This window comes from Devosia sp. A449, assembly GCF_054489375.1.
Genome location: NZ_JBTMWU010000007.1, coordinates 139,785 through 162,815, shown reverse-complemented (window position 1 = coordinate 162,815; position 23,031 = coordinate 139,785). Strand labels below are relative to the sequence as shown.

Sequence of the window (23,031 nt, the reverse complement as noted above, 5' to 3'; positions counted from 1 at the left end):
ATGAGTGATCCGACCAATGACGACGTGAAGGTCGTCAGGTCTACTTCGGTGGGGTCGGGTCTTGTCGATCATAAGGCGCCTTGGCCGTTGCGGCTTATCGGCCAGCTGGTGAGCGGCGTCATGATTGTACCGGTGGTGGCGACGATGGTCGCTGCCGTCGCGTTGATCATCTACGGCACGATAGAAAGCTGGCACTTTGTCGACGGGCTGTTCTTCTCGGTGGAGCACCGGCTAACCCGCGACGAGGTGCTGCTGCACGCCATCGAGCTGGTCGATCTGTTCCTGCTGGCAACCGTGGTGCAGGTGGTGTCGCTGGGGCTGTATCAGCTCTATTTCAACCAAGATCTGCAACTGCCTGACTGGCTCAAGATTCGCACGCTGGACGATCTGAAGTCCAAGCTGGTCGGCGTGTCGGTTACCGTGCTCGCGGTGTATTTTCTTGGTCGCGCGATTACCTCGAGCGGCGGCATTGATATCCTGTATCTAGGCGGCGCTACCGCCGTGGTGATCGTGGCGCTGACCTGGTTTCTCAGCACGATCGACGATCACCACTAGATTGTATCGACAGTCAGCTTTTGCTGGGGCTCCGCTCTAAATCGGCTTGCCGACCGTCATGGCGGTTCGGAACTCATCATTCTCATCAAGGAAGATCGGCTCTGGAGCTGCGCCGGTGGCGTCGAAGAAGCGGCTGACGAAGCTGCGGATTGAGGCGCAGAGGGCGATGTCGGAGATTTCGACATCGGAAAAGCCGACTTCGCGCAGCGCGTCGATGTGATTCTGGGTGATTTTTGAGGCGTCGCGCGCCACCTGTTCGGCATAGGCCAGCATGGCCACATCGCGGGTGCTGAGGCCGGCATTGCGGAAATCGCGCTGGATGGCCAGCACCTGCGCCTTGCCGAGGTCGCGGGCCAGCGTCCGCGCATAGACATGGCTGCAATAGGTGGATGGCACCTGCTTGGCGGCGATCAAGGTGATCAGCCGCCAGCCGCGCATGCCGAGGGAAAAATTGGCTTTGACGCCTTCGGTGAAGTGCTCGAACAGCGGCAGCACCTCGGGCCGGGTGGTCCAGCAGCGCGTCGCCGCCATCAGGAAACCGTTGGCGTCGATTTCCTTGCGGTAAATTTCGGCGACTTCACCCGTCGCCGCTTCCGGCGCGATGGTTTGCAGGAACATGGCGTTCTCCCGAGCCTGACCGGCAGTCACACTAGCGGCAACAGCTTGTGGATCAAGCCCAGGTGGGGGGCTGGTCGGTGCCGGGGCTGGGAGCGGGCGCCGGCTGGCCGGGCGTGGGGTCTTCCACCGGCTCGGGGGTGTCGGGCAGTTCCTGCGGGTGCGGCGGGCGTGGATCGAATGGCTGCGGCGGCACGGGTTCGGCGGGCGGCACGATTTCCGGGATTGGGCGGGGATCGATATCGGGCTTGGGCTGGTTCATGGGAGCTCCTATGGGAATAGGAACGGTTGGGTGGGGAGGGGGTTCCGCGGGCGGCGGGGGCATTTCCCCACTCTCGATGTCACCCCGGCTCAAGGCCGGGATGACACTGCGTTTTGAAGGCCGCAGGAATTACGCCGCCACGACGCGGCGGCGGACGAGGCGGCCGTCCATGAAGATCAGGCCGATGAAAATCACCAGCACGCCCAGCACATGGGCGGCTTCGAAGCGTTCATGCAGCACCAGCACGCCGAGCAGAATCGCCGAAATCGGGGTGATGAAGGTGTTGAGCGACAGATTGGTCGCGCCAACCTTGGGCAGCAGCCAATAGACCAGGAGGAAACTGAAGCTGGTGGAGAAGGCGGCGATGGCGAACAGCGCGCCCCAGGTTTCGGCGCGGGTGATGATCGGAATGCCGCTGAACAGCAAAGCGATGGGCAGCGAAATCAGCGCTGCGGCGGTGAGCGAGCAGGTGGCGACGGCGGCTGAGTCGATATCCTTGAAGCGGCGGGCATAGTTCAGCGTCAGCGCGTAGCAGAGGGTGGCGCCAACGGCAGCGAGCAGGCCCAGTACCTGCGCCGAAGCGCCAGCACCGAGCGAAGGCAGGGCCAGGATCAGCGCGCCGATAAAGCCGAGGGCGACGCCGGCCAGTTTGTTCCAGGTGGCCTTTTCGCCGCCGGGCCAGAGCTGGGAGACGATCACCGTGCTCATTGGGGTCAGGCCATTGATGACGCCGACAATGCTGCTGGCGACGGTCTGCTCGGCAAAGGGGAACAGGGCGAAGGGAATGGCGTAGTTGAGGCAGCCGAGGAGGGTGAGCTGCGCATAGACGGGCCAGCCGGTGGGCAGTTTTTTGCGGCGGGCGAGGAAATATACCCAGCAGATGGCGGCGCCGATGGAGACGCGGCCGGCCGAGACCCAGAGCGGGCTGATTTCGCGAATCAGAATGGCGTTGAAGAGGAAGGAACTGCCCCAGACAGCGCCGAGCAGAATGATAAGCAGCCAATAGCGCAGCGGCATAGACGTTCTCCATTTGTGCCGAGACTATTGCAGCGGCAGAGTCGCGTCGAACCGATTTTGACGATGGGTGGGATCAAATTGGGTGATGGGGCGATAGTGTCCCACCCACCGTGTCACCCCGGCCTTGAGCCGGGGCCCATCCCCAGATCTCAGGATGGGTCCCGGCTCAAGGCCGGGATGACATCGAGTTTGTTGGGTGTTCGAGGCTAAACCTCACCAGCGGCCAGCATCCTGAGCGCTTCGGGGTAAATCCGGTGTTCTTCGACCAGCACGCGGGCGGAGAGGGTGTCGGCAGTGTCGTTGGGCAGGACGGGGACGGTCGCTTGCAGGATGGGGGCGCCTTCGTCGAGGCCGGGGGTGACGAAGTGGACGGTGCAGCCGTGAATGGTGGCGCCATCGGCGAGGGCGCGGGCGTGGGTGTCGAGGCCCTTGTAGAGGGGGAGCAAGGAGGGGTGGATGTTGATCATCCGGCCGGCCCAGTGATTGACGAAATCCTCGCCGAGAATGCGCATGAAGCCGGCAAGGCAGACGAAGTCGACGTTCCAGCTTTCCAGCGTCTGGGTCATCACATCCTCGAACATGTCGCGGCTGGGAAAGCGGCTCTGCGCCAGCGAGGCGGTGGCGATGCCCTCGGCAGCAGCAATGGCAAGGCCCGGCGCGGCGGCGCGGTTGGAGAGGACGCCGACGATTTCGGCGGGATAATCCGGGGCCCTGGCGGCCTCGATCAGCGCCGACATGTTCGAGCCACGGCCGGAGATGAGGATGCCGACGCGTTTGCGGTCAGTCATTGATCGTCGCTTTCGTCATAGAGGGCGCGCTCCTCGGCGGTCGGCTCCTCGAAGGCGCTGGCCCATAGCTGCAGCATGGGGCGGGTAATCGGCGGGTCTTCGCGGCCGCGCTGGTGGATGCGGTCGAACAAGATGTCCGGCTCGGCGGTGAGATAATGCAGCTCGACACTGGCGCCGAGGTTGCGGGCACCGAGGCGCAGCATGTCGCGTTCGGCGCGGCTCCAGGTGCCCCATTCGATGATCGCCATGCCGCCGACGGTGAGAACCTGCTGGGCGACCTGCCATTGCAGATTCTCGATGCGGGCGCGGCGATCCTGGTCCCACAGGTCGAGCGCCAGACCATCCATCCAGTCGTCGGGCGCAAAGGAGACGCCGCCGTGGCGGGTGATCAGGGCCTGGGCATGGGTGGTCTTGCCCGAACCGGGCAAGCCACAGACGATGATCAGACGGCCGGCGGCGCTGGCCATGGCTAGAGCGCGAGCTTGCCGTCGAAGGTAACGGCTTCGCCGGTGCGGGCGGTGAGCTTGCCGACCACCGAGGCGATTTCGCCGGCTGCGGTGAGATGGGCCACCAGCTTTTCCGCATCCTCGGGGGCAACGGCGACCAGCATGCCGACGCCGCAATTGAAGGTGCGCAGCATTTCGCGCTCCTCGATGCCGCCGACCTGGCTGAGCCAGCCGAAGACCTTTGGCACGTTGACCGCGCCGAGATCGACATGGGCGGCGAGTGCGTCAGGCAGCACGCGGGGGATATTGTCGATGAAGCCGCCGCCGGTGATGTGGGCCAGTGCCTTGATGTTGATGCCGGCTTTGAGGGCGGCGAGCAGGGGCTTTACATAGATGCGGGTCGGGGTCAGCAGGGCTTCGGACAGCGACTGGCCGGGCGCGAAGGGGGCGTCGGCGGTCCAGGCGAGGCCGGACAGTTCCACTATCTTGCGGACCAGCGAATAGCCGTTGGAATGGACGCCCGAGGAGGCAATGGCGACCAGCGTGTCGCCGGCAGCGATGTCGGGGCGGGGCAGCAGCGTGCCGCGTTCGGCGGCGCCGACGGCAAAGCCGGCGAGGTCATAGTCGCCGCCGTGATACATGCCGGGCATTTCGGCGGTTTCGCCGCCCAACAGGGCGCAGCCGGCGAGGCGGCAGCCTTCGGCAATGCCGGAGACGATGGCGGTGCCTTGTTCAACGTCGAGCTTGCCGGTGGCAAAATAGTCGAGGAAGAACAGTGGCTCGGCGCCCTGCACAATGATGTCGTTGACGCACATCGCCACCAGGTCCTGCCCGATGGTGGAATGATTGCCGGTATCGATGGCGATCTTGAGCTTGGTGCCGACGCCGTCATTGGCGGCGACCAGCACCGGATCGGTGAATCCGGCTGCCCGCAAATCGAACAGACCGCCGAATCCGCCGATCTCACCATCAGCACCGGGACGGCGCGTGGAACGAACTGCGGGTTTGATGGCTTCTACCAGCGCATTGCCAGCATCGATGTCGACGCCGGCCTGCTTGTATGACAGACCATTTGATGTCAGGTTTTGGGGATCGGACATTGGCCTCGGACCGTAGTGGGGAAAGCGTGCGCAAAGCCGTTACCGGAAGACCAAGGCGGTTGCCAACTCCGGAGCCGGAAGCTAGACGGCCTGATAGCTTCTCCACCCAATCGACGCAAGGGCCGCTCGGCACCATGACCTTACGAAATCAAGTCCTGATCTGGGTCGGCTTCCTGATCGTCCTGGTGCTGCTGTTGTGGCTGTTCCGCGGCATATTGCTGCCCTTCGTGGTCGGCGCGGCGCTGGCCTATCTGCTCAACCCGCTGGTCAACCAATTGCAGCGCTGGCGTTTTAACCGCGCCTGGGCGACGACAGTGGTGCTGCTCTGCGTCATCACCGGTGCCCTCGGTCTGTTGTTTACGTTCCTGCCAATGATCGGTCAGCAGATTATCGAACTGCTGAAGGGCGCACCGAAAATTGTTGCCGATCTGCAGGAATTGTTCGCGCGCTGGTCGCCTGAGGTCAATGAATGGCTCGGCCCGGAGCGGGCGGCGCAATTGCAGACCAGCATCAATGATCTGGCGCGGCAGGCCTTGGGATTCATCACCACGCTGCCGGGTGAACTGGTCAATATCGGCATTACCGGCGCGGCGGTGATCGGCTTTACCGTGCTGACTCCGGTGGTGGCGTTCTATCTGCTGCTCGACTGGGAAGGCATGGTGCGCGGCGTCGAAGGCCTGCTGCCGCAAAACCACAAGGGTGAAATCAACACCATTCTGCGTGATATCGACAAGTCGATGGCCGGCGTGATCCGCGGGATGGGTAGCGTGCTGCTGCTCGACGCAGCCTTCTATGCCACGGCGCTGAGCCTGATCGGGCTGAATTTCGGCCTGGCGGTGGGGCTGATCGGCGGGCTGCTGAGCTTCATTCCCTTTGTCGGCTTTGCCTTGGGGTTCGGCCTGTCTGTCGGCATCGCCATCGTGCAGTTTGGCGATATCTGGATGGTGGCCCTGGTGGCCGGCATTTTCCTGTTCTGGCAGTTCATCGAGGGCAATATTCTTTACCCCAAGCTGGTGGGGTCCTCGATCAACATCAATCCGGTGTGGATGATGTTCGCTTTGCTCGGGCTGGGCGCGTTGTTTGGTTTTGTCGGCTTGTTGCTGGCGGTGCCGATGGCGGCGATTGCCTCGGTGCTGGTGCGGTTCGGCGTCGCCAAATACAAGAGCAGCACGCTCTATCTTGGGCAGAATGGTGGGGCCGATGGCGCTGCCGGCAAGCCCTGAGGATGACCAGTCCATCGGCCAGCTGACCTTCGATCTGGGCCATACCGCTGCGCAAGGCGAAGCTGACTTTCTCACGGGCGAGGGGAATGCGCTGGCGCATGGGCGGATCATGGCGTTTCCGCACTGGCCCGACCCGATCACGCTGCTGACCGGCCCGGCCAAATCGGGCAAGTCGCATCTGGCGCGGATTTTTGCCGACCGCAGCGGCGCAATCTTTGCCGGCATCCATGACCTTGAAGCGCTGGCGACGGCGGGCGGCACCAGCCCGGTGATCGTCGAGGATGTCGACCGGCTCGCCTATGACGAGGCCGGACTGTTCCACCTGCTCAACCAGTCGATGCGCGAATTGCGGCCGTTGCTGCTGACAGCGCGGGAAGACATTGCGAACTGGCCGCTGACGACCGATGATGTGCGTTCGCGGGCCCGGCGGGCCGCTGCCTATACGCTGGAACTGACGGACGACATTCAATTGTCACAGATGTTCGTGAAATTGTTCGGGGATCGCCAGATTGCGGTCGATCCGAAAATCATTGCCTATCTGGTGGCGCGCATGGAGCGTTCTGCCGAAGAAGTGGTGATTTTGGCTGGATTGATGGACCAGCTGGCGCTGGCCAAGGGCACGGCCATCACCCGCAGCATCGCCGCCGATGCGCTCGACCGCCGCCGGATCGCGCAGGGCGGCGCGCGGCTTGAACAGGATTGGGACACCGAAGACGATGAATGAAATAAGCGAGTTCCCCGAGACGGACGTGTCAGTCCCCGATACCGAGGCGCTGCGCAAGAGCCCAGCGCGCTTCGTCAATCGCGAGGTGAGCTGGCTGCAATTCAACATGCGGGTGCTCGAAGAGGCCGGCAATGAGCATCATCCGCTGCTGGAGCGGCTGCGCTTTGTCTCGATTTCGGCCAACAATCTCGATGAATTCTACATGGTCCGTGTCGCCGGCCTCAAAGGCCAGATGCGCGCCGGACTGACCAAGCAGAGCGCCGATGGGCTGACCCCGGCCGAGCAGATGGAAGAAATTGCCACGCTGGCCCAGCATCTGCAGCTGGAACAGCAGGACCATTGGCAGAATCTGCGCGAGGAACTGTTTGCGCAAAACGTGGTGATCCACGAAGCGCCGGACCTCAGCGACGATCAGGTCAGCTATCTGCAAAAGCTGTTCCGCGAGGAAATTTTCCCGGTGCTGACCCCGATTGCGGTCGACCCGGCGCATCCCTTCCCGTTCATCCCCAATCTGGGGCTGGCGTTGGCCTTTGAGCTGAAGCGCCCCGACACCGATGTGCCGTTGACCGCGCTGGTGCGCATTCCCGGCAATCTCGACCGCTTCATCAACCTGCCGAGCGGGCTGGCTTCGGACGGGCGTAGCGAAGTGGTGACCATCGACACGCTGGTCAAGCTATTCTTCCACAAGATGTTTCCCGGCCATCAGGTGGTGGGCTCGGGCGCCTTCCGGGTGATCCGCGACAGCGAAATCGAAATCGACGACGAAGCCGCCGACCTGGTGGTGGAGTTCGAGAGTGCGCTGCGCCAGCGCCGCCGTGGCCAGGTGATAAGGCTCGAGATCGAAAGCTCGATGCCGCGGGCGTTGAAGCGCCAGATCGGCGAGCAGATCGGCGTCAAGGAAGCCGAAGTGTTCGAGGTGCATGGCTTTCTGGGCCTCGCAGATGCGCGCAAAATTTGCGACATCGACCGCCCAGACCTCAAATTCGTCCCCTATCACGCGCGCTTCCCCGAGCGGATTCGCGACTATAATGGCGACAGCTTTGCCGCCATTCGCGCCAAGGACATTCTGGTCCACCACCCGTTCGAGAGCTTTGACGTGGTGGCGCAGTTCCTGATGCAGGCAGCGCGCGACCCTGATGTGGTGGCGATCAAGCAGACGCTGTATCGCACCTCGGCCGATAGCCCGATCATCAAGGCGCTGGTGCTGGCGGCAGAGGCCGGCAAGTCAGTGACGTGTCTGGTGGAACTCAAGGCGCGGTTTGACGAAGAGGCCAATATTCGCTGGGCGCGCGATCTGGAGCGGGCCGGGGCGCAGGTGGTGTTCGGCTTTATCGAGCTGAAGACCCACGCCAAATTGAGCCAGGTGGTGCGGCGCGAAAAGGGCAAGCTGGTGAGCTATTGCCACATCGGCACCGGCAATTATCACCCGATCACCGCCAAGATTTATACCGATCTTAGCTACTTCACCATCGACCCCTCGATCACCCGGGACGTGGCGCGGGTGTTCAATTTCATCACCGGTTATGCGAGGCCGACCGAGCTGGAAACCATCGCCGTCTCGCCGGTTAATCTGCGGCAGACGCTGATCGACAATATCTATCGCGAGGTGGAATTCGCCAGCAACGGCCAGCCGGCGAGCATCCTGTTCAAGATGAACTCGCTGGTCGATCCGCAGGTGATCGATGCGCTGTATGACGCCAGCCAGGCCGGGGTGAAAATCGATCTGATCGTGCGCGGCATCTGCTGCCTGCGGCCGGGCATTCCCGGATTTTCCGAGAATATCCGCGTGAAATCGGTGGTCGGGCGGTTCCTCGAACACAGCCGCATCTATTGTTTCGGCAATGGCGAAACCATGCCGAGCCCGCGCGCCAAGGTGTATATTTCCTCAGCCGATCTGATGGGGCGGAACCTCGACGGACGGGTCGAAGTGATGGTGCCGATTCTCAACAAGACCGTACATAAGCAAATTCTGGATGTGATTCTGGTTGCCTATCTGCGTGACAACCAGCAGAGCTGGGAAGTGCTGCCGGATGGCAGTTCGCACCGTGTACGGGTGGCGGATGGCGAGGAGCCGTTCGGCGCGCAAGACTACTTCATGACCAATCCGTCGCTGTCCGGTCGTGGCAGTGCCGGCGGGGACGGCGAAGAGGGCCTGGCTTGAACCAATTCTGGGGCGTCGATGCGGATCCAACCGCGCAAGGCCGCATCAAGGGCGCCAAGCCCGTAGCGGTGCTCGATATCGGCTCCAACTCGGTGCGCCTGGTGGTCTATGAGCGCCACGCGCGGGCGCTGACGCCGCTGTATAACGAAAAATCTGCCTGTGCGCTGGGGCGCGGGGTGGGCCAGACCGGCCGCCTCGCCGACGCCAATGTCGCCCAGGCGCTGAACGCCATTCAGCGCTACGCGCTGGTGGCGCGGCTGATGCGTGTCGGTAAGGTGTATGTGCTGGCCACTTCGGCGGTGCGCGAGGCGGCCAATCGGCAGGAATTCGTCGATGCCGTCACGACGCTGATCGGTACCAAGGTGCAGGTGCTCAGCGGCGACCAAGAGGCGCATTTTGCGGCCCTCGGGGCGGCGGCGGGCATTCCGGGCTTTACCGGCATGGTCGGCGATCTGGGGGGCGGAAGCCTCGAATTGTCGCGCATTGTCGATGGCGACAATACCAACGAAGAATCCTTTGAGTTGGGCGTCATTCGCCTGCAGGACGATAGCGACGGCGATGCGATGGCCGCGGCGGGGCTGGTGCATGAGCGGCTGCAGGAATCGGCGCTAGCCAGGCTGGGGCCCGGCAGCGCCTTTGCGGCGATTGGCGGTACCTGGCGTTCGCTGGCCAAGCTGCATCAGGCGGTCACCGGCTATCCGCTGCGCATGGTGCAGCACTACATCGTGCCGGCGGCGGAGATGATCGCGTTTTGCGACGAGATCGTCGGGGCCAAATCGCTCAAGCATTATCCCGGCTCCAACCAGGTCAGCTCGTCGCGGCGCGATCTGGTGCCGTTTGGCGCGGCGGCGCTGAGCGAAGTACTCAAGGCGGGGCAGTTCGCCAATGTGGTGTTTTCGGCGCTCGGCGTGCGCGAGGGCTATCTCTACGGCATGCTCGACAAGCGCGAGCAGGCGATCGATCCGCTGATCCAGGGCGCCGAGGAATTGTCGGTGCTGCGTTCGCGCTCGCCATCGCATGCTGACGATCTGATCGGGTTTACCAACCAGTTTCTCGAAATATCCGACCTGAGCGAAACGCCGGCGGAGACGCGGTTGCGCACGGTAGCGTGCCTGCTGGCCGATATCGCCTGGCGCTCGCATCCGGATTATCGCGGGCCGCAAGCGGTCGAGGCGGTGGCCTATAGCTCGCTGAGCGGGGTGGATCATCCCGGGCGGGCCTTCCTCGCCCAGGTGATGGCAGTGCGCTATGATGGGCTCAAGAGCAAGGCGGCGGCGCCGCTGGTGGGCCTGGGGACGCCGGAATTGACCGCGAGTGCGCGGCTGCTGGGGGCGTTGTTCCGGGTGGCCTATCCGATGACGGCGGCGATGCCGGGGATTTTGCCGCGCATCCGCTTCGAAATCGAGGATGGCGGGCTATCGCTGATTCTGCCCAGGGATCTGGTGTTTCTGGACGGCGAGCATCTGCGGAGCCGGCTGGATCAGTTTGCCGGGGTCGCGGGGTTCAAGCATTCGATGGTGCGGGTGGCTTAGGATGGGCCCCGGCTCAAGGCCGGGGGGACACCGCGTTTTTTGAGGCCCTGCGGCTATTCGGCCGGGACGCTGTCTTTTACCGCGAATTCGACGATGCCCTTGCGGGTGGCGACAAGGCCGATGCGGCCGTGTTTGATGTCGAGGGCCTTTTCGCCGAACAGCTTGCGGCGCCAGCCTTTGAGGGCAGGGACGTCGGCATCGTCATCGAGCACCAGGGCGTCGATATCGTCGGAGGTGGCCAGAATGCGGGCGGCGACGCCATGTTGTTCGGCGACAGACTTTAGCAGCACGCGGATCAGATCGCCGACGGCGCCCTTGGGTGAGGGACCGCGATAGCGCTCGGGCATGGTGGGCAGCTCGGTCTTGGTCAGGGCTTCCACGTCCTTGAGCAGCACCATGATTTCGGCGGCGGCAGAGCTGCGGCCGAAACCGCGCGGCACGGCGCGGAGCTTTTCAAAGGCGTCGGCGGTCAGCGGGCGCTGCATGGCCAGCTCGAACAGCACATCGTCCTTAAGCACGCGGCTGCGCGGCTGATCGCTGTCCTGGGCGCGCCGTTCGCGCCAGGCGGCGAGCTTTTTCATCGCGGCCAGATCGCGCGGGCGATTGATCTTCATCTTGAGGCGTTCCCACGCCTGCTCGGGCTGCACCACATAGGTGTCGATGCTGCGCAGCACGCCCAGCTCGTCCTCGACCCAGTCCCAGCGCTTGGTGGCTTCGACCTGCTTGCGCAGTTCCTTGTAGATATCGCGCAGATGGGTGACGTCGGCGACGGCGTAAAGCCGCTGCTTTTCGGTGAGCGGACGGGCCGACCAGTCGGTGAAGCGCGATGACTTGTCGAGTTCGACCTGGGTGATGGCGCGCACCAGATTGTCATAGGAGACGCTGTCGCCGAAGCCGCAGACGCTGGCGGCGATCTGGGTATCGAAGATATTGGCCGGAACCTTGCCGGTCAGCTTGACGAAGATTTCGATATCCTGCCGGGCCGCGTGGAACACCTTGGTGATGTTGGGATTGGCCAGCAGCGTGAAAAAACTGCTCAAATCGAGGTCGGGCGCCAGCGGATCGATCAGCACCGCCTCGTCTTCGGTCGCTGCCTGAATGAGACAGAGCTTGGGCCAGTAGGTGGTTTCGCGCAGGAACTCGGTATCGACAGTTACAAAGTCAAATTTAGCGGCCCGCTCGCAAAATGCCGCGAGCATATCTGTGGAAACTATGAGGTCCATACCGGCGTCCGTCTCAAATTCGTCGTTATTCTTCCTAGCAGGTGCGGCAAGCCCACTCCATACCGGATTTGTTGAGTATCAGGGAAGGGTTACCGCGCGGCAGGTGGCGTCGGGGTCCTCGGGGCCCGATTACCTTGACAAGCGGGGGCTCCCATGCGCTTTTCCCGCCAAGATTCCGGCCTTTTTGCAGAGTTTCGTCATGACCACACATCGCTATCGCTCGCACACTTGCGGGGCTCTCACTTCCAACGAAGCCGGCCAGACCGTGCGTCTGAGTGGCTGGGTGCATCGTATCCGCGACCATGGCGGGTTGCTGTTCATGGATCTGCGCGACCATTACGGGCTGACGCAGGCCGTCATCGACCCTGATTCTCCGGCCTTTGCCGCCGCCGAAAAAGTGCGCTCGGAATGGGTCATCCGCATCGATGGTGAAGTGAAGCTGCGCGACGCCGCTGCGGTGAACCCGAACCTGCCCACCGGCACCATCGAGGTGTTCATCCGCGAGATCGAAGTGCTGTCGGCCGCCAAGGAATTGCCGCTGCCGGTGTTCGGCGATCAGGACTATCCGGAAGACGTGCGGCTGAAGTACCGCTTCATCGACCTGCGCCGCGAAAAGCTGCATGCCAATATCGTCAAGCGCACCAAGGTGATCGCGGCGATGCGCAACGGCATGACCGAGCAGGGCTTTGCCGAATATTCGACGCCGATCCTGACGGCCAGCTCGCCGGAAGGCGCGCGCGACTTCCTGGTGCCGAGCCGCATTCATCCCGGCAAGTTCTTTGCCCTGCCGCAGGCGCCGCAGCAGTATAAGCAGCTGCTGATGGTGGCCGGCTTTGACCGCTATTTCCAGATTGCGCCGTGCTTCCGCGACGAAGACCCGCGCGCCGACCGCCTGCCGGGCGAATTCTACCAGCTCGACCTGGAAATGAGCTTCGTTACCCAGGAAGACGTGTGGAACACCACGGAACCGGTGATCACCTCGATTTTCGAGCAGTTCGCCGAGGGCAAGCGCGTCACCAAGGAATGGCCGCGCATTCCCTATGACACCGCGATCCGCAAATATGGTTCGGACAAGCCGGATCTGCGCAACCCCATCGAAATGCAGGCCGTGACCGAGCATTTCGCCGGTTCGGGCTTCAAGGTGTTCGCCGGCCAGATCGAGGCTGATTCCAAGGTGGAAGTCTGGGCGATTCCGGCCAAGAACAAGGCAGGCGCCGAGCCGATCGGCCGCGCCTTCTGCGACCGCATGAACGCCTGGGCACAGGGCGAGGGCCAGCCGGGGCTGGGCTATATCTTCTTCAAGGACGGGCAGGGCTCTGGCCCGATCGCCAAGAATATCGGCGAGGAACGCACTGCTGCGCTCAAGGCCCAGCTGGGTCTGGATGATGGCGACGCGGTGTTCTTCGTCTGCGGCCGCCCGGAGAAGTTCTACAAGTTTGCCGGCGAAGCCCGCACCAAGGCCGGTACGGATTTGGGCGTGGTCGACACCGAGCAGTTCGCGCTGTGCTGGATCGTCGACTTCCCGTTCTACGAGTGGAGCGAAGAGGAAAAGCGCGTGGACTTCGCGCATAACCCCTTCTCCATGCCGCAGGGTGGCATCGACGCGCTCAACAGTCAGGACCCGCTGACCATCAAGGCGTATCAGTATGACGCCGTGTGCAATGGCTTTGAAATCGCCTCCGGGTCGATCCGTAACCAGCTGCCCGAGACCATGGTCAAGGCGTTCGAGCTGACCGGCAAGAGCCGCGACGAGGTCGAAGAGCAGTTCGGCGGGCTGTATCGCGCCTTCCAGTATGGCGCACCGCCGCATGGTGGGGCCGCCTTCGGTGTGGACCGCATCGTCATGCTGCTATGCGGCGTGCAGAATCTGCGCGAAATCACGGCGTTCCCGATGAACCAGCAGGCCGAAGACCTGCTGATGGGCGCACCGAGCCCGGCGGCCCCCAAGCAGCTGCGCGAGCTGAGCATTCGGTTGAACGTGCAGGACAAGTAGGGGCGCGGCTAACCACAGCCACCGAACTGCACCTCCCCCTCGACGGGGGAGGTTGGGAGGGGGTGACGAGAGCCCCGATGATTGGGGCCAAACCACCCCCACCCTTGATCCCTCCCCGCAAGGGGGAGGGTGTCGACTGGGAAATTTGGCGCTAGCTACAGTGTGTGGATTGTCCCTCCACGCTCGCCAACATGGTTTCCGGCCGATTAACCAGCGTTAATGGTGTATTAAACGCAAATTGCTACCGATGGACCGTTGAAGCGGTCATTTCGGATTCGTGACTTGAAATCCAAATATTCACATGTCCTGACACTGATGGGGGCGCTGCTGGCGTTCGTGCCCATTGTGGCGGTGGATTATGTGCTGGACAGCTATGTGCGCGTCCAGGAAAAAGCCAACACACGGCAGTATGTTGGTACAGTTTCCTCACAAATTGAAATCAGTGTAAATGATGCCGTTCGGGCGCTGCGCCGGGTGCTGGCCGAGAGCCCATCGCTGTGCACGCCGACATTTATCGCCAATGTGCAGCGCGAGATCGAATCCAGTCTCAATTTGAAGCAGGTGCTGGTCGAGAACGCCGATGGCGTCCAGTATTGCGACGCCTTTGGCCGCAATGTCGTGTTCTCGCCGCTGTCGGAAAGCCTGCCGGTACCGGGCCATACCGAGAGCATCACCGTGGTGCAGCTGGGCGAGATGGCGATGCCGGCGCTCAAGATCACCCAGTCCTTCGGCCAGACCCGCAAGGTGTCGGCCTTTGTGCCGCTGATGAGCCAGACGGCCGGCGGACTGGCCCAGGGCATTGCCGGCGGCTCGATGCTGCGGGTGCTGCTGACCAATGGCACGCCGATCCTGGCGGTGGGCGATGCGGCGGGTTTTGACCGGCGCGGGTCGAGCGCCGAGTTTGTCTTTGCCCAGAGCTTTGCCGGCGAGCTGCCGCTCAAGGTGGAATATGCCGTGCCCTTCGTCATGGCCCGCGCCAGCTATACCAGCCTCGATGTTGCCTTTACCGCCATCGCCTGCCTGATCAGCGCGGGTTTCCTGCTGCTGTCGCTAAGCTATGTGCGGCGCTCGCGCGTCCCGGCCTTCGACCTCGAACGGGCCATCGCACGCGGCGAAATCAAGCCCTATTACCAGCCGGTGATCAATCTGCGCACCGGCGAGCTGATGGGCTGTGAGGTGCTGTGCCGCTGGGAAAAGAAGAACGGGCAGGTGGTACAGCCGGGCGCCTTCATCGATTATGCCGAGGTGACCGGGCTGGCCATTCCGATGACGCTGTCGCTGATGCAGCAGGTCAAGTTCGACCTGGGCGAGCTGAGCCAGAAGGTGCCGGACCTCAAGATTTCCATCAATCTGTTCGAGGGGCACTTCCGCGACGACAGTATTGTCGAGGACGTCCAGGCCATTTTCGGCAATTCGCCGATCAGTTTCCGCCAGCTGGTGTTCGAAATCACCGAGCGGCACCCGCTGGCCAATTCGGCCATCGCCAATAGCGTTATCGCCGGCCTGCATGCGCTGGGCTCCAAGCTGGCGATGGATGATGCGGGCACCGGCCACTCCAATCTGGCCTATCTGGGGACGCTTGGCGTCGATGTGATCAAGATCGACCGGATTTTTGTCGACATGATCAAGCCCGGCACCACGCAGGTTGCCGTGCTCGACGGCTTGATTGCCATGGCCAAGGATCTCGATTGCGAAATCGTCGCCGAGGGCGTCGAGACCGAGGAGCAGGCGCTGTATCTGCGGGCGCGGGGCGTCATTCAGGCGCAGGGCTTCATCTTTGCGCCGGCGCTCAAGATCGGCGCCTTCCGCCAGCTGGCGCTGGCGCTCCACGCCGCCCACGCACCGCGCGGGCGCATCGACGGCGGCGTTGCCAGCGCCGCATAAGTCGGGGTTTGCGACTTTAGTCGCAGGCCAGTCTGGAGGTACCCACTTTTCATCGCCGGCGATTGGTGGCACCAACGCGGCCTATGCCCTGTCTGCCGAGGAGGATTGCGTGTCGAGCGACGTCAACGAACAGAAGAACGCCCTGCGTGAAGCAGCGCTCCACTTCCATGAGTTCCCCAAGCCCGGCAAGCTGGAAATTCAGCCGACCAAGCCGTTGGGCAACCAGCGCGACCTGGCGCTGGCCTATTCGCCCGGCGTGGCCGCGCCCTGCGAGGAAATCGCCGCCAACCCGGATTCGGTGTCCAAATATACCTCGCGACAGAATCTCGTCGCGGTCATCTCCAACGGCACCGCCGTGCTGGGGCTGGGCAATATCGGCGCGCTGGCTTCCAAGCCGGTGATGGAGGGCAAGGCGGTTCTGTTCAAGAAATTCGCCGGCATCGACGTGTTCGATCTCGAAATCGACGAGACCGATCCGGAGAAGTTCATCAACGCCGTGGCGCCGCTCTGGCCGACTTTTGGCGGCATCAACCTCGAAGACATCCGCGCGCCGGATTGCTTTGAAATCGAGGAAACGCTGCGCGAGCGCATGCCGATCCCGGTGTTCCATGACGACCAGCATGGCACCGCCATCATCGTCGGCGCCGCCGTGCTCAATGGGCTGGAGCTCAAGGGCAAAAAAATCGAGGACGTCAAAATCTGCGCCTCGGGGGCAGGGGCTGCGGCCATTGCCTGCCTCAATGTGCTGGTGGCGCTGGGCGCCAAGCATGAGAATATCTGGGTCGCCGACAAGGATGGCTTGCTGAGCCACAAGCGCAACGACGTCAATGACAAGTGGCGCGGCCAGTTCCGCCGCACCACCGACTTCACCACGCTGGCAGAAGTGATCGATGGCGCGGACGTGTTTGTCGGGTTGTCGGCGGCTGGTGCGCTGACGCCGGAGATGCTGCTGAAGATGGCGCCCAAGCCGCTGGTGCTGGCGCTGGCCAATCCATATCCCGAAATCATGCCGGATCTGGCCAAGGCGACGCGGCCGGACGCCATGGTGTGCACCGGACGCTCGGACTTTCCCAATCAGGTCAATAACGTCCTGTGCTTCCCGTTCATCTTCCGCGGCGCGCTCGACGTGGCGGCGACCACGATCAACGAGGAAATGAAGCTGGCGGCGGTGCGGGCCATCGCAAGGCTGGCGCATGATCCGGGGCTGGAGTCCTCGCCTTCGGGCACGCCGGCGGTGTTCGGCCCTGACCACATCATTCCCAACCCGTTCGACCAGCGGCTGATCCTGCGCATCGCGCCGGCCGTGGCGCGCGCGGCGATGGAATCGGGCGTGGCCAAGAAGCCGATTGCAGATTGGGACGCCTATCAGGACAGTCTCAACCGCTTCGTGTTCCGCTCGGGGCTGGTGATGAAGCCGATCATCGATCGGGCGCATGGCAAGAACAAGCGCATCGCCTTTGCCGATGGCGAGGATGAGCGCGTGCTGCGCGCCGCCCAGGTGATCCTGGAAGAGCGGATCGCCCGGCCGATCCTGGTCGGTCGTCCCTCGGTGATCGAGGCGCGCATCGAGCGGTTTGGCCTCAATCTGAAGCCCAGTGATTTCGAGATCATCAATCCCGAGGACGATCCGCGTTACCGCGATTATGTCAGCCTGTTCCACTCGCTGGTCGGCCGCGACGGGGTGACGCCGGACACCGCACGGCAGGTGGTGCGCACCAATACCACGGTGATCAGTGCGCTGGCGGTGAAGCGGGGCGAAGCCGATGCGATGATCTGCGGCCTGCAGGGCCGGTTCATCAAGCATGTCCGCGATATCCGCTCGATCATCGGGCTGCAGGACGGCGTGACCGACGTGTCGGCGCTGTCGATGCTCATTATGCCACGGGGGGCGTTTTTCCTCGCCGATACCTATGTGAACCCGGACCCGACGACCGACGAAATCGTCGGTATCGCCTTGCAGGCGCGCAATCACCTGCGTCGGTTCAACATTCCGGCCAAGGTGGCGCTGCTGAGCTATTCCAACTTCGGTTCGCGCGACGGCGACAGCGCCTACAAGATGCGCGATGCCTATCAGAAGCTCAAAGCCATCGCCCCCGACCTGATTGTCGAAGGCGAGATGCAGGGCGATCTGGCGCTGAATCAGGATTTGCGCGAGCGCTACGTGCCGGACAGCGTGTTGAGCGGGGAAGCCAATCTGCTGATTTTCCCTAATCTCGACGCGGCAAACCTGTCGATGACGCTGCTCAAGGAAATGAACAATGCGCTGTCGGTCGGCCCGATCCTGATGGGGCCGAAATCGCCGGCGCATATTCTGGCGCCGTCGACCACCAGCCGCGGCATCGTCAATATGGCGGCGATTGCGGCGACGGAGGCGATCGCGGCAGAAACGCCGTAGCGAGTTGACTGGAATGACGCGGGGTGGCGCTGTCGCAACCCCGCGTTAAGTCCTTGTCAGCCATAGTGGTGGGGTTCAGTATTCGGTTCGCCCATTCATGCCCACCACCCGTCTAAAACGCCCGTCCATTTGGCGCCCGCTGGCGATGACGGCCGCCTTGCTTGGCTTTCAGGGCTATCTCGGCTTCTCGGCCATTGGCGGGCAGTTCGGCATTGAAAACCGCACCCAGATCCTGCTCGATATCGACCAGCTCAAGGCCAGATCATCGGCGCTGCAGGCCGAGATCGATTCCTATCGCCATCGCGCCACGCTGATGGATACGCGCCGGCTCGACCCCGATATCGTCACCGAGCGGGCGCGGCGGCTGCTGAATATGGCCAATAAGGACGATGTTCTGGTCATGGTCGACCCGCATACGGGTAAACCACTTTCTGGTAAATTCCAAGTATTAGCCACAGATGAGTTAATGCGTCTTATCGAAGCAGATTCAACGCTCTAGCGGCGGTTGTCTGCTGCATTTGAGCATTGTGTTCTGCGGATTGCTTGCACTATGATGCGCAAGTGTGGCCAAGTCGGGCCAGGCGGCAATTCCATTTCGATGCGGAGCGTTCCCCCTATGGCGCGTAAGGCTGTGGCCACCAAGGCCAAGATGCAATCCAACGTACCTCAGTTCACCAAGGAACAGGACCTCGAAGCGTATCGCGAGATGCTGCTGATCCGTCGGTTCGAGGAAAAGGCCGGCCAGATGTATGGCATGGGCCTGATCGGTGGTTTCTGCCACCTCTATATCGGCCAGGAAGCCGTGGTCACCGGCATCACCATGGCTAGCGAGAAGGGCAAGGACGCCCAGATCACCGGCTATCGCGATCACGGCCACATGCTGGTCATGGGCCTCGATCCCAAGGGCGTCATGGCGGAGCTGACCGGGCGTCAGGGCGGCTTGTCGAAAGGCAAGGGCGGCTCGATGCACATGTTCAGCAACGAGCACAAATTCTATGGCGGCAACGGCATTGTCGGCGCCCAGGTGCCGATTGGCGCCGGCCTGGCCTTCGCGGCCAAGTATAAGGGCGACGGCTCGGTCTCGCTGGCCTATTTTGGCGACGGCGCGGCCAACCAGGGCCAGGTCTATGAGACCTTCAACATGGCCAAGCTGTGGAAGCTGCCCATCGTCTTCATCATCGAAAACAACAAATACGCCATGGGCACCTCGATCGAGCGCGCCGCGGCAACCACTGACATGTCCATGCGTGGCGCGTCGTTCGACATTCCTGGCGAGCAGGTCGACGGCATGGATGTGCGCATGGTCTATGATGCGGCCAAGCGCGCCATCGAATATGCCCGCACGGGCAATGGTCCGTTCATCCTCGAAATGCTGACCTATCGCTATCGTGGCCACTCGATGTCCGACCCGGCGAAGTATCGCTCCAAGGACGAAGTGACCAAGTACCGCCAGGAGCGCGACCCGATCGAGCAGGTCAAGGCGCGGCTGCTGGAAGCTGGCGTTTTGACCGAGGACGAGATCAAGACCATCGAGAGCGATGTGCGCGCTGTGGTTACGGCGGCGGCGGATTTCGCCACCACCGATCCCGAGCCCGATGCTGCCGAGCTGTGGACCGACATCACCATCAGCGCCTGACCCCATGGCGGGCGCTGCCGCGCTGAACATTCACCTATCTGCCCGCCGCGTGGCGACTACGCCCGGCGTCTTATTGCTGGAGAGCTGATATGCCTCAAATCCTGATGCCTGCGCTGTCGCCTACCATGGAAGAAGGCAAGCTCGCCAAGTGGCTGGTCAAGGTCGGCGACACCGTCAAGTCCGGCGACGTGCTGGCCGAAATCGAAACCGACAAGGCGACGATGGAAGTCGAGTCGGTCGATGAAGGCGTGGTCACCGAATTGCTGGTTGCCGAAGGCACCGACGGGGTGAAGGTGAATACCCCAATCGCCATGGTGCTGGCCGAAGGCGAAACCGCAGCGCCGGCAGCGGCACCGGCCGCCGAAGCTACGCCCAGCATGGTAGAGGCCGAGGCGCCGATGGCGGCTCCGGCGCCGACCGTGCCGGCTGCGCCCAAGTTTGAAGCGCAGAATGATCCCGACCTGCCGGAAGGCGTGGAAATGGTCGAGATGACTGTGCGCCAGGCGCTGAACGAGGCGATGGCCGAAGAGTTGCGCCGCGACAAGGACGTCTTCGTGATGGGCGAGGAAGTCGCCGAATATCAGGGCGCCTACAAGATCACCCAGAACCTGCTGCAGGAATTTGGGCCCGACCGCATCATCGATACGCCGATCACCGAGCATGGCTTTGCCGGCCTCGCGGTCGGCGCGGCCTTTGCCGGGCTCAAGCCAATCGTTGAATTCATGACCTGGAACTTTGCCATGCAGGCAATCGACCAGATCATCAACTCGGCGGCCAAGCAGCTGTATATGTCGGGCGGTCAGGTCAAGGCGCCGATGGTGTTCCGTGGCCCGAACGGCGCCGCCGCCCGCGTTGGCGCGCAGCACAGCCAGGACTATTCGGCCTGGTACAGCCATATCCCGGGCCTCACCGTCATCGCGCCTTATAGCGCCGCTGACGCCAAGGGCCTGCTGAAAGCGGCTATCCGCTCGCCGAACCCGGTGATCTTCCTCGAAAACGAAATCCTCTACGGCTCCACCGGCCTTGTGCCCAAGGTCGATGATTTCCTGCTGCCGATCGGCAAGGCCCGTATTGCCCGCAAGGGCGCGGATGTGACCATCGTATCGTTCTCGATGGGCATGCGCTACGCCACCCAGGCCACCGAAAAGCTGGTTGCTGCCGGGGTCGACGTGGAACTGATCGACCTGCGCACTTTGCGCCCGCTCGACAGCGATACGGTGATTGCATCGGTCAAGAAGACCGGCCGTCTGGTGACGGTGGAAGAGGGCTGGCCGCAGGGCGGCATTGGCGCCGAGCTGTCGGCCCGCGTCATGGAGCAGGCGTTCGACTATCTCGACGCTCCGGTGATGCGCGTGACCGGCAAGGACGTGCCGATGCCCTATGCCGCCAACCTCGAAAAGCTGGCGCTGCCGAACGTCGATGACGTGATCGCAGCGGTCAATGCCGTGACCTACCGCTCGTAAGGAGAACCGGGATGCCAATCGATATCACCATGCCGGCGCTCTCCCCCACGATGGAAGAGGGCAAGCTCGCCAAGTGGCACGTCAAGGAAGGCGACAGCGTCTCCTCCGGTGACGTGATCGCCGAAATCGAAACCGACAAGGCCACGATGGAAGTCGAGGCCGTCGACGAGGGCAAGATCGGCAAGATCCTGGTCGCCGAAGGCACCGACAATGTGAAGGTCAACGCGGTGATCGCCATTCTGCTGCAGGAAGGCGAAAGCCTGGATGCGGCGGCTGCACCCAAGGCTGCTCCGACGCCTGCCGCCGAGGCTCCCAAGGCAGAAGCGCCGAAGCCGGCTGCTGCCGCACCGGCGCCGCAGGCTGTGGCCGCAGCGCCAAAGCCTGCGGCTGCTCCGGCAGCGAAGGCTGAGGGCGGCAAAGTGTTCGCTTCGCCGCTGGCGCGTCGTCTGGCCAAGGAAGCCGGGATCGACGTGGCGGCCATTTCCGGCTCGGGTCCCAAGGGCCGTGTGGTCAAGGCTGACGTGGAATCTGCCAAGTCGGGCAAGACCCCGCTCAAGGCCGTGGCTTCGGCTCCGGGTGCTGCCGCTGGTGGCGGCGTGGCTGCGACCGGCATGACCAAGGAGCAGGTGCTGGCGCTCTATCCCGAAGGCTCCTACGAGCTGGTGCCCAATGATGGCATGCGCAAGGTGGTGGCTGCCCGCCTCACCGAGTCCAAGCAGACCGTGCCGCATTTCTATCTGACGCTGGATTGCAAGATCGATGCGCTGCTGGCAGCGCGCGAGCAGATCAATGCGCTGGCCCCCAAGAGCAAGGAGGGCAAGCCGTCCTACAAGCTTTCGGTCAATGATTTCGTGATGAAGGCCTGGGCCGTCGCCTTGCAGCGCGTGCCGATGGCCAATGCCACCTGGGCCGGGGATTCTATCCTCTATCACAAGCGCTCGGACGTGGCGGTTGCCGTGGCCGTGCCGGGTGGTTTGTTCACCCCGGTGGTCAAGAGCTGCGATACCAAGACGCTTCGGGAAATCTCCGAAGAGGTCAAGGATCTGGCTGGTCGCGCCAAGTCCAAGAAGCTGGCGCCGCATGAATATCAGGGTGGGGCGTCGTCGGTGTCCAATCTGGGCATGTTCGGCATCCGCGAATTTGCCGCGGTGATCAACCCGCCGCATGGCACGATCCTGGCGGTCGGTGTCGGCGAAGAGCGCGTCTATGCCGAGGCCGGGCAGGTCAAGGTGGCGAGCTTCATGACGGTGACCCTGTCCTGCGACCATCGCGCCGTCGATGGTGCGCTGGGGGCGGAACTGCTCGGCGTATTCAAGGGCCTGATCGAAAATCCGGTAATGATGCTGGCCTAAGGGGCAGGGCGCATGAAGACCATTCTCGCCTATGGCGACAGCCTGACTTACGGCGCCAATCCTGAGGCCGGCGGGCCGCGCCATGCTTATGCGGATCGCTGGCCAACGACATTGGAGCAGGGCCTGGGCGGCAAAGCCCGGGTCATCGCTGAGGGGCTGGGTGGGCGCACCACGGCGTTTGACGATTTTACCGCCAATGCGGATCGTAACGGCGTGCGGATCCTGCCGACGCTGCTGGCCAGCCATGCGCCGCTCGATCTGGTCATCATCATGCTGGGCAGCAATGATTTGAAGCCCGCCATCCACGGCAGCGCGCTGACCGCATCCTATGGGATGCGCCGGTTGATGCAGGTGGTGCGCGGCCATTTCGTTGAGCCGGGCGCGGTAATGCCGCAAATCCTGCTCGTCGCACCGCCGCATCCTTGCGAAACCGGTAACACCGACGTTGCCACTAATTTCGGTGGCGCCGACGCCCTCGCGCAGTCGCAAGCGTTTGCCCGCCACTACAAGAACCGGGCCGACGAATACGGTGCGGGTTTTTTCGATGCCTCGACGGTGGCCAAGGCCAGCCCGCTCGATGGCGTTCATCTCGACGCTGCCAATACGCGCGCGATCGGCGAGGGGCTGGTGCCGCTCGTCAAACAAATGCTGGGTCTCTAGAC

At 63.0% G+C, this 23,031-nt stretch carries 20 protein-coding genes; 13 read left to right on the top strand and 7 right to left on the bottom strand.

What is annotated here, in order from left to right; genetic code table 11:
* Window positions 1-555 (top strand): YqhA family protein, encoded by a 555-nt coding sequence (locus ACX3OW_RS17925; RefSeq protein WP_459097162.1) that lies wholly within the window; start codon window positions 1-3, stop codon window positions 553-555.
* A 36-nt stretch (window positions 556-591) separates the two neighbouring features.
* Here the strand turns inward: ACX3OW_RS17925 and ACX3OW_RS17920 are convergent, their stop codons facing one another.
* From ACX3OW_RS17920 to purM, 6 genes are all read right to left on the bottom strand, one after another.
* Window positions 592-1,173, bottom strand: coding sequence for a carboxymuconolactone decarboxylase family protein (locus ACX3OW_RS17920; RefSeq protein WP_459097161.1), 582 nt, complete (start codon window positions 1,171-1,173; stop codon window positions 592-594).
* Window positions 1,174-1,225: 52 nt separating this feature from the next.
* Complete coding sequence (locus ACX3OW_RS17915; protein ID WP_459097160.1) at window positions 1,226-1,432, bottom strand: hypothetical protein; 207 nt, start codon at window positions 1,430-1,432, stop codon at window positions 1,226-1,228.
* 129 nt (window positions 1,433-1,561) lie between these two features.
* Window positions 1,562-2,449, bottom strand: coding sequence for a DMT family transporter (locus tag ACX3OW_RS17910; RefSeq protein ID WP_459097159.1), 888 nt, complete (start codon window positions 2,447-2,449; stop codon window positions 1,562-1,564).
* A gap of 206 nt (window positions 2,450-2,655) precedes the next feature.
* Window positions 2,656-3,237 (bottom strand): phosphoribosylglycinamide formyltransferase, encoded by a 582-nt coding sequence (purN, locus tag ACX3OW_RS17905; protein WP_459097158.1) that lies wholly within the window; start codon window positions 3,235-3,237, stop codon window positions 2,656-2,658.
* Window positions 3,234-3,704: an AAA family ATPase gene (locus tag ACX3OW_RS17900; RefSeq protein WP_459097157.1), complete on the bottom strand. Its 471-nt coding sequence runs from the start codon at window positions 3,702-3,704 to the stop codon at window positions 3,234-3,236. Before ACX3OW_RS17900 ends, purN begins: the two co-directional genes overlap by 4 nt.
* A gap of 2 nt (window positions 3,705-3,706) precedes the next feature.
* A complete protein-coding gene (purM, locus tag ACX3OW_RS17895; RefSeq protein WP_459097156.1) occupies window positions 3,707-4,783 on the bottom strand; it encodes a phosphoribosylformylglycinamidine cyclo-ligase in 1,077 nt (358 codons plus the stop codon).
* A 134-nt stretch (window positions 4,784-4,917) separates the two neighbouring features.
* On the opposite strand from purM, the gene ACX3OW_RS17890 reads away from it, so the two are divergent.
* The 4 genes from ACX3OW_RS17890 to ACX3OW_RS17875 are packed head-to-tail and all read left to right on the top strand — an operon-like array spanning window position 4,918 to window position 10,423.
* Window positions 4,918-6,006, top strand: coding sequence for an AI-2E family transporter (locus tag ACX3OW_RS17890; RefSeq protein WP_459097155.1), 1,089 nt, complete (start codon window positions 4,918-4,920; stop codon window positions 6,004-6,006).
* Window positions 5,984-6,730, top strand: a complete 747-nt coding sequence (locus tag ACX3OW_RS17885) for a P-loop NTPase family protein (protein WP_459097154.1) — start codon at window positions 5,984-5,986, stop codon at window positions 6,728-6,730. Before ACX3OW_RS17890 ends, ACX3OW_RS17885 begins: the two co-directional genes overlap by 23 nt.
* Entirely contained in the window at window positions 6,723-8,891 is a 2,169-nt protein-coding gene (locus tag ACX3OW_RS17880) for an RNA degradosome polyphosphate kinase (RefSeq protein WP_459097153.1), read from the top strand. The genes ACX3OW_RS17885 and ACX3OW_RS17880 overlap by 8 nt, the downstream gene beginning before the upstream one ends.
* A complete protein-coding gene (locus ACX3OW_RS17875; RefSeq protein WP_459097152.1) occupies window positions 8,888-10,423 on the top strand; it encodes a Ppx/GppA phosphatase family protein in 1,536 nt (511 codons plus the stop codon). The genes ACX3OW_RS17880 and ACX3OW_RS17875 overlap by 4 nt, the downstream gene beginning before the upstream one ends.
* Window positions 10,424-10,476: 53 nt before the next feature.
* On the opposite strand, the gene rnd is transcribed toward ACX3OW_RS17875, so the two are convergent.
* Complete coding sequence (gene rnd, locus ACX3OW_RS17870; protein WP_459097151.1) at window positions 10,477-11,646, bottom strand: ribonuclease D; 1,170 nt, start codon at window positions 11,644-11,646, stop codon at window positions 10,477-10,479.
* A gap of 199 nt (window positions 11,647-11,845) precedes the next feature.
* Between rnd and aspS the strand changes: the two genes are divergently transcribed.
* From aspS to ACX3OW_RS17830, 8 genes are all read left to right on the top strand, one after another.
* On the top strand, window positions 11,846-13,639 hold the full coding sequence (aspS, locus tag ACX3OW_RS17865) for an aspartate--tRNA ligase (protein ID WP_459097150.1): 1,794 nt from the start codon (window positions 11,846-11,848) through the stop codon (window positions 13,637-13,639).
* A 282-nt stretch (window positions 13,640-13,921) separates the two neighbouring features.
* Window positions 13,922-15,523 (top strand): EAL domain-containing protein, encoded by a 1,602-nt coding sequence (locus ACX3OW_RS17860; protein ID WP_459097149.1) that lies wholly within the window; start codon window positions 13,922-13,924, stop codon window positions 15,521-15,523.
* A gap of 109 nt (window positions 15,524-15,632) precedes the next feature.
* On the top strand, window positions 15,633-17,918 hold the full coding sequence (locus ACX3OW_RS17855; RefSeq protein WP_459097148.1) for an NADP-dependent malic enzyme: 2,286 nt from the start codon (window positions 15,633-15,635) through the stop codon (window positions 17,916-17,918).
* 97 nt (window positions 17,919-18,015) lie between these two features.
* A complete protein-coding gene (locus ACX3OW_RS17850) occupies window positions 18,016-18,417 on the top strand; it encodes an FtsB family cell division protein (protein WP_459097147.1) in 402 nt (133 codons plus the stop codon).
* 117 nt (window positions 18,418-18,534) lie between these two features.
* Complete coding sequence (pdhA, locus tag ACX3OW_RS17845) at window positions 18,535-19,554, top strand: pyruvate dehydrogenase (acetyl-transferring) E1 component subunit alpha (protein WP_459097146.1); 1,020 nt, start codon at window positions 18,535-18,537, stop codon at window positions 19,552-19,554.
* Between the two features lie 89 nt (window positions 19,555-19,643).
* Window positions 19,644-21,017 carry a pyruvate dehydrogenase complex E1 component subunit beta gene (locus ACX3OW_RS17840; RefSeq protein ID WP_459097145.1) on the top strand — a complete coding sequence of 458 codons (1,374 nt, stop codon included), beginning with the start codon at window positions 19,644-19,646 and terminating at the stop codon, window positions 21,015-21,017.
* A gap of 11 nt (window positions 21,018-21,028) precedes the next feature.
* Window positions 21,029-22,369 carry a pyruvate dehydrogenase complex dihydrolipoamide acetyltransferase gene (locus ACX3OW_RS17835; RefSeq protein ID WP_459097144.1) on the top strand — a complete coding sequence of 447 codons (1,341 nt, stop codon included), beginning with the start codon at window positions 21,029-21,031 and terminating at the stop codon, window positions 22,367-22,369.
* A gap of 12 nt (window positions 22,370-22,381) precedes the next feature.
* Complete coding sequence (locus ACX3OW_RS17830; protein WP_459097143.1) at window positions 22,382-23,029, top strand: SGNH/GDSL hydrolase family protein; 648 nt, start codon at window positions 22,382-22,384, stop codon at window positions 23,027-23,029.
* Window positions 23,030-23,031 lie beyond the last annotated feature (2 nt).

Excerpts from the sequence above, each read along its gene's own strand:
- ACX3OW_RS17925 (WP_459097162.1), top strand. The coding sequence starts at position 1 with ATGAGTGATCCGACCAATGACGACGTGAAGGTCGTCAGGTCTACTTCG.
- ACX3OW_RS17920 (WP_459097161.1), bottom strand. The coding sequence starts at position 1,173 with ATGTTCCTGCAAACCATCGCGCCGGAAGCGGCGACGGGTGAAGTCGCC.
- ACX3OW_RS17915 (WP_459097160.1), bottom strand. The coding sequence starts at position 1,432 with ATGAACCAGCCCAAGCCCGATATCGATCCCCGCCCAATCCCGGAAATC.
- ACX3OW_RS17910 (WP_459097159.1), bottom strand. The coding sequence starts at position 2,449 with ATGCCGCTGCGCTATTGGCTGCTTATCATTCTGCTCGGCGCTGTCTGG.
- purN (WP_459097158.1), bottom strand. The coding sequence starts at position 3,237 with ATGACTGACCGCAAACGCGTCGGCATCCTCATCTCCGGCCGTGGCTCG.
- ACX3OW_RS17900 (WP_459097157.1), bottom strand. The coding sequence starts at position 3,704 with ATGGCCAGCGCCGCCGGCCGTCTGATCATCGTCTGTGGCTTGCCCGGT.
- purM (WP_459097156.1), bottom strand. The coding sequence starts at position 4,783 with ATGTCCGATCCCCAAAACCTGACATCAAATGGTCTGTCATACAAGCAG.
- ACX3OW_RS17890 (WP_459097155.1), top strand. The coding sequence starts at position 4,918 with ATGACCTTACGAAATCAAGTCCTGATCTGGGTCGGCTTCCTGATCGTC.
- ACX3OW_RS17885 (WP_459097154.1), top strand. The coding sequence starts at position 5,984 with ATGGCGCTGCCGGCAAGCCCTGAGGATGACCAGTCCATCGGCCAGCTG.
- ACX3OW_RS17880 (WP_459097153.1), top strand. The coding sequence starts at position 6,723 with ATGAATGAAATAAGCGAGTTCCCCGAGACGGACGTGTCAGTCCCCGAT.
- rnd (WP_459097151.1), bottom strand. The coding sequence starts at position 11,646 with ATGGACCTCATAGTTTCCACAGATATGCTCGCGGCATTTTGCGAGCGG.
- aspS (WP_459097150.1), top strand. The coding sequence starts at position 11,846 with ATGACCACACATCGCTATCGCTCGCACACTTGCGGGGCTCTCACTTCC.
- ACX3OW_RS17850 (WP_459097147.1), top strand. The coding sequence starts at position 18,016 with ATGCCCACCACCCGTCTAAAACGCCCGTCCATTTGGCGCCCGCTGGCG.
- pdhA (WP_459097146.1), top strand. The coding sequence starts at position 18,535 with ATGGCGCGTAAGGCTGTGGCCACCAAGGCCAAGATGCAATCCAACGTA.
- ACX3OW_RS17840 (WP_459097145.1), top strand. The coding sequence starts at position 19,644 with ATGCCTCAAATCCTGATGCCTGCGCTGTCGCCTACCATGGAAGAAGGC.
- ACX3OW_RS17835 (WP_459097144.1), top strand. The coding sequence starts at position 21,029 with ATGCCAATCGATATCACCATGCCGGCGCTCTCCCCCACGATGGAAGAG.
- ACX3OW_RS17830 (WP_459097143.1), top strand. The coding sequence starts at position 22,382 with ATGAAGACCATTCTCGCCTATGGCGACAGCCTGACTTACGGCGCCAAT.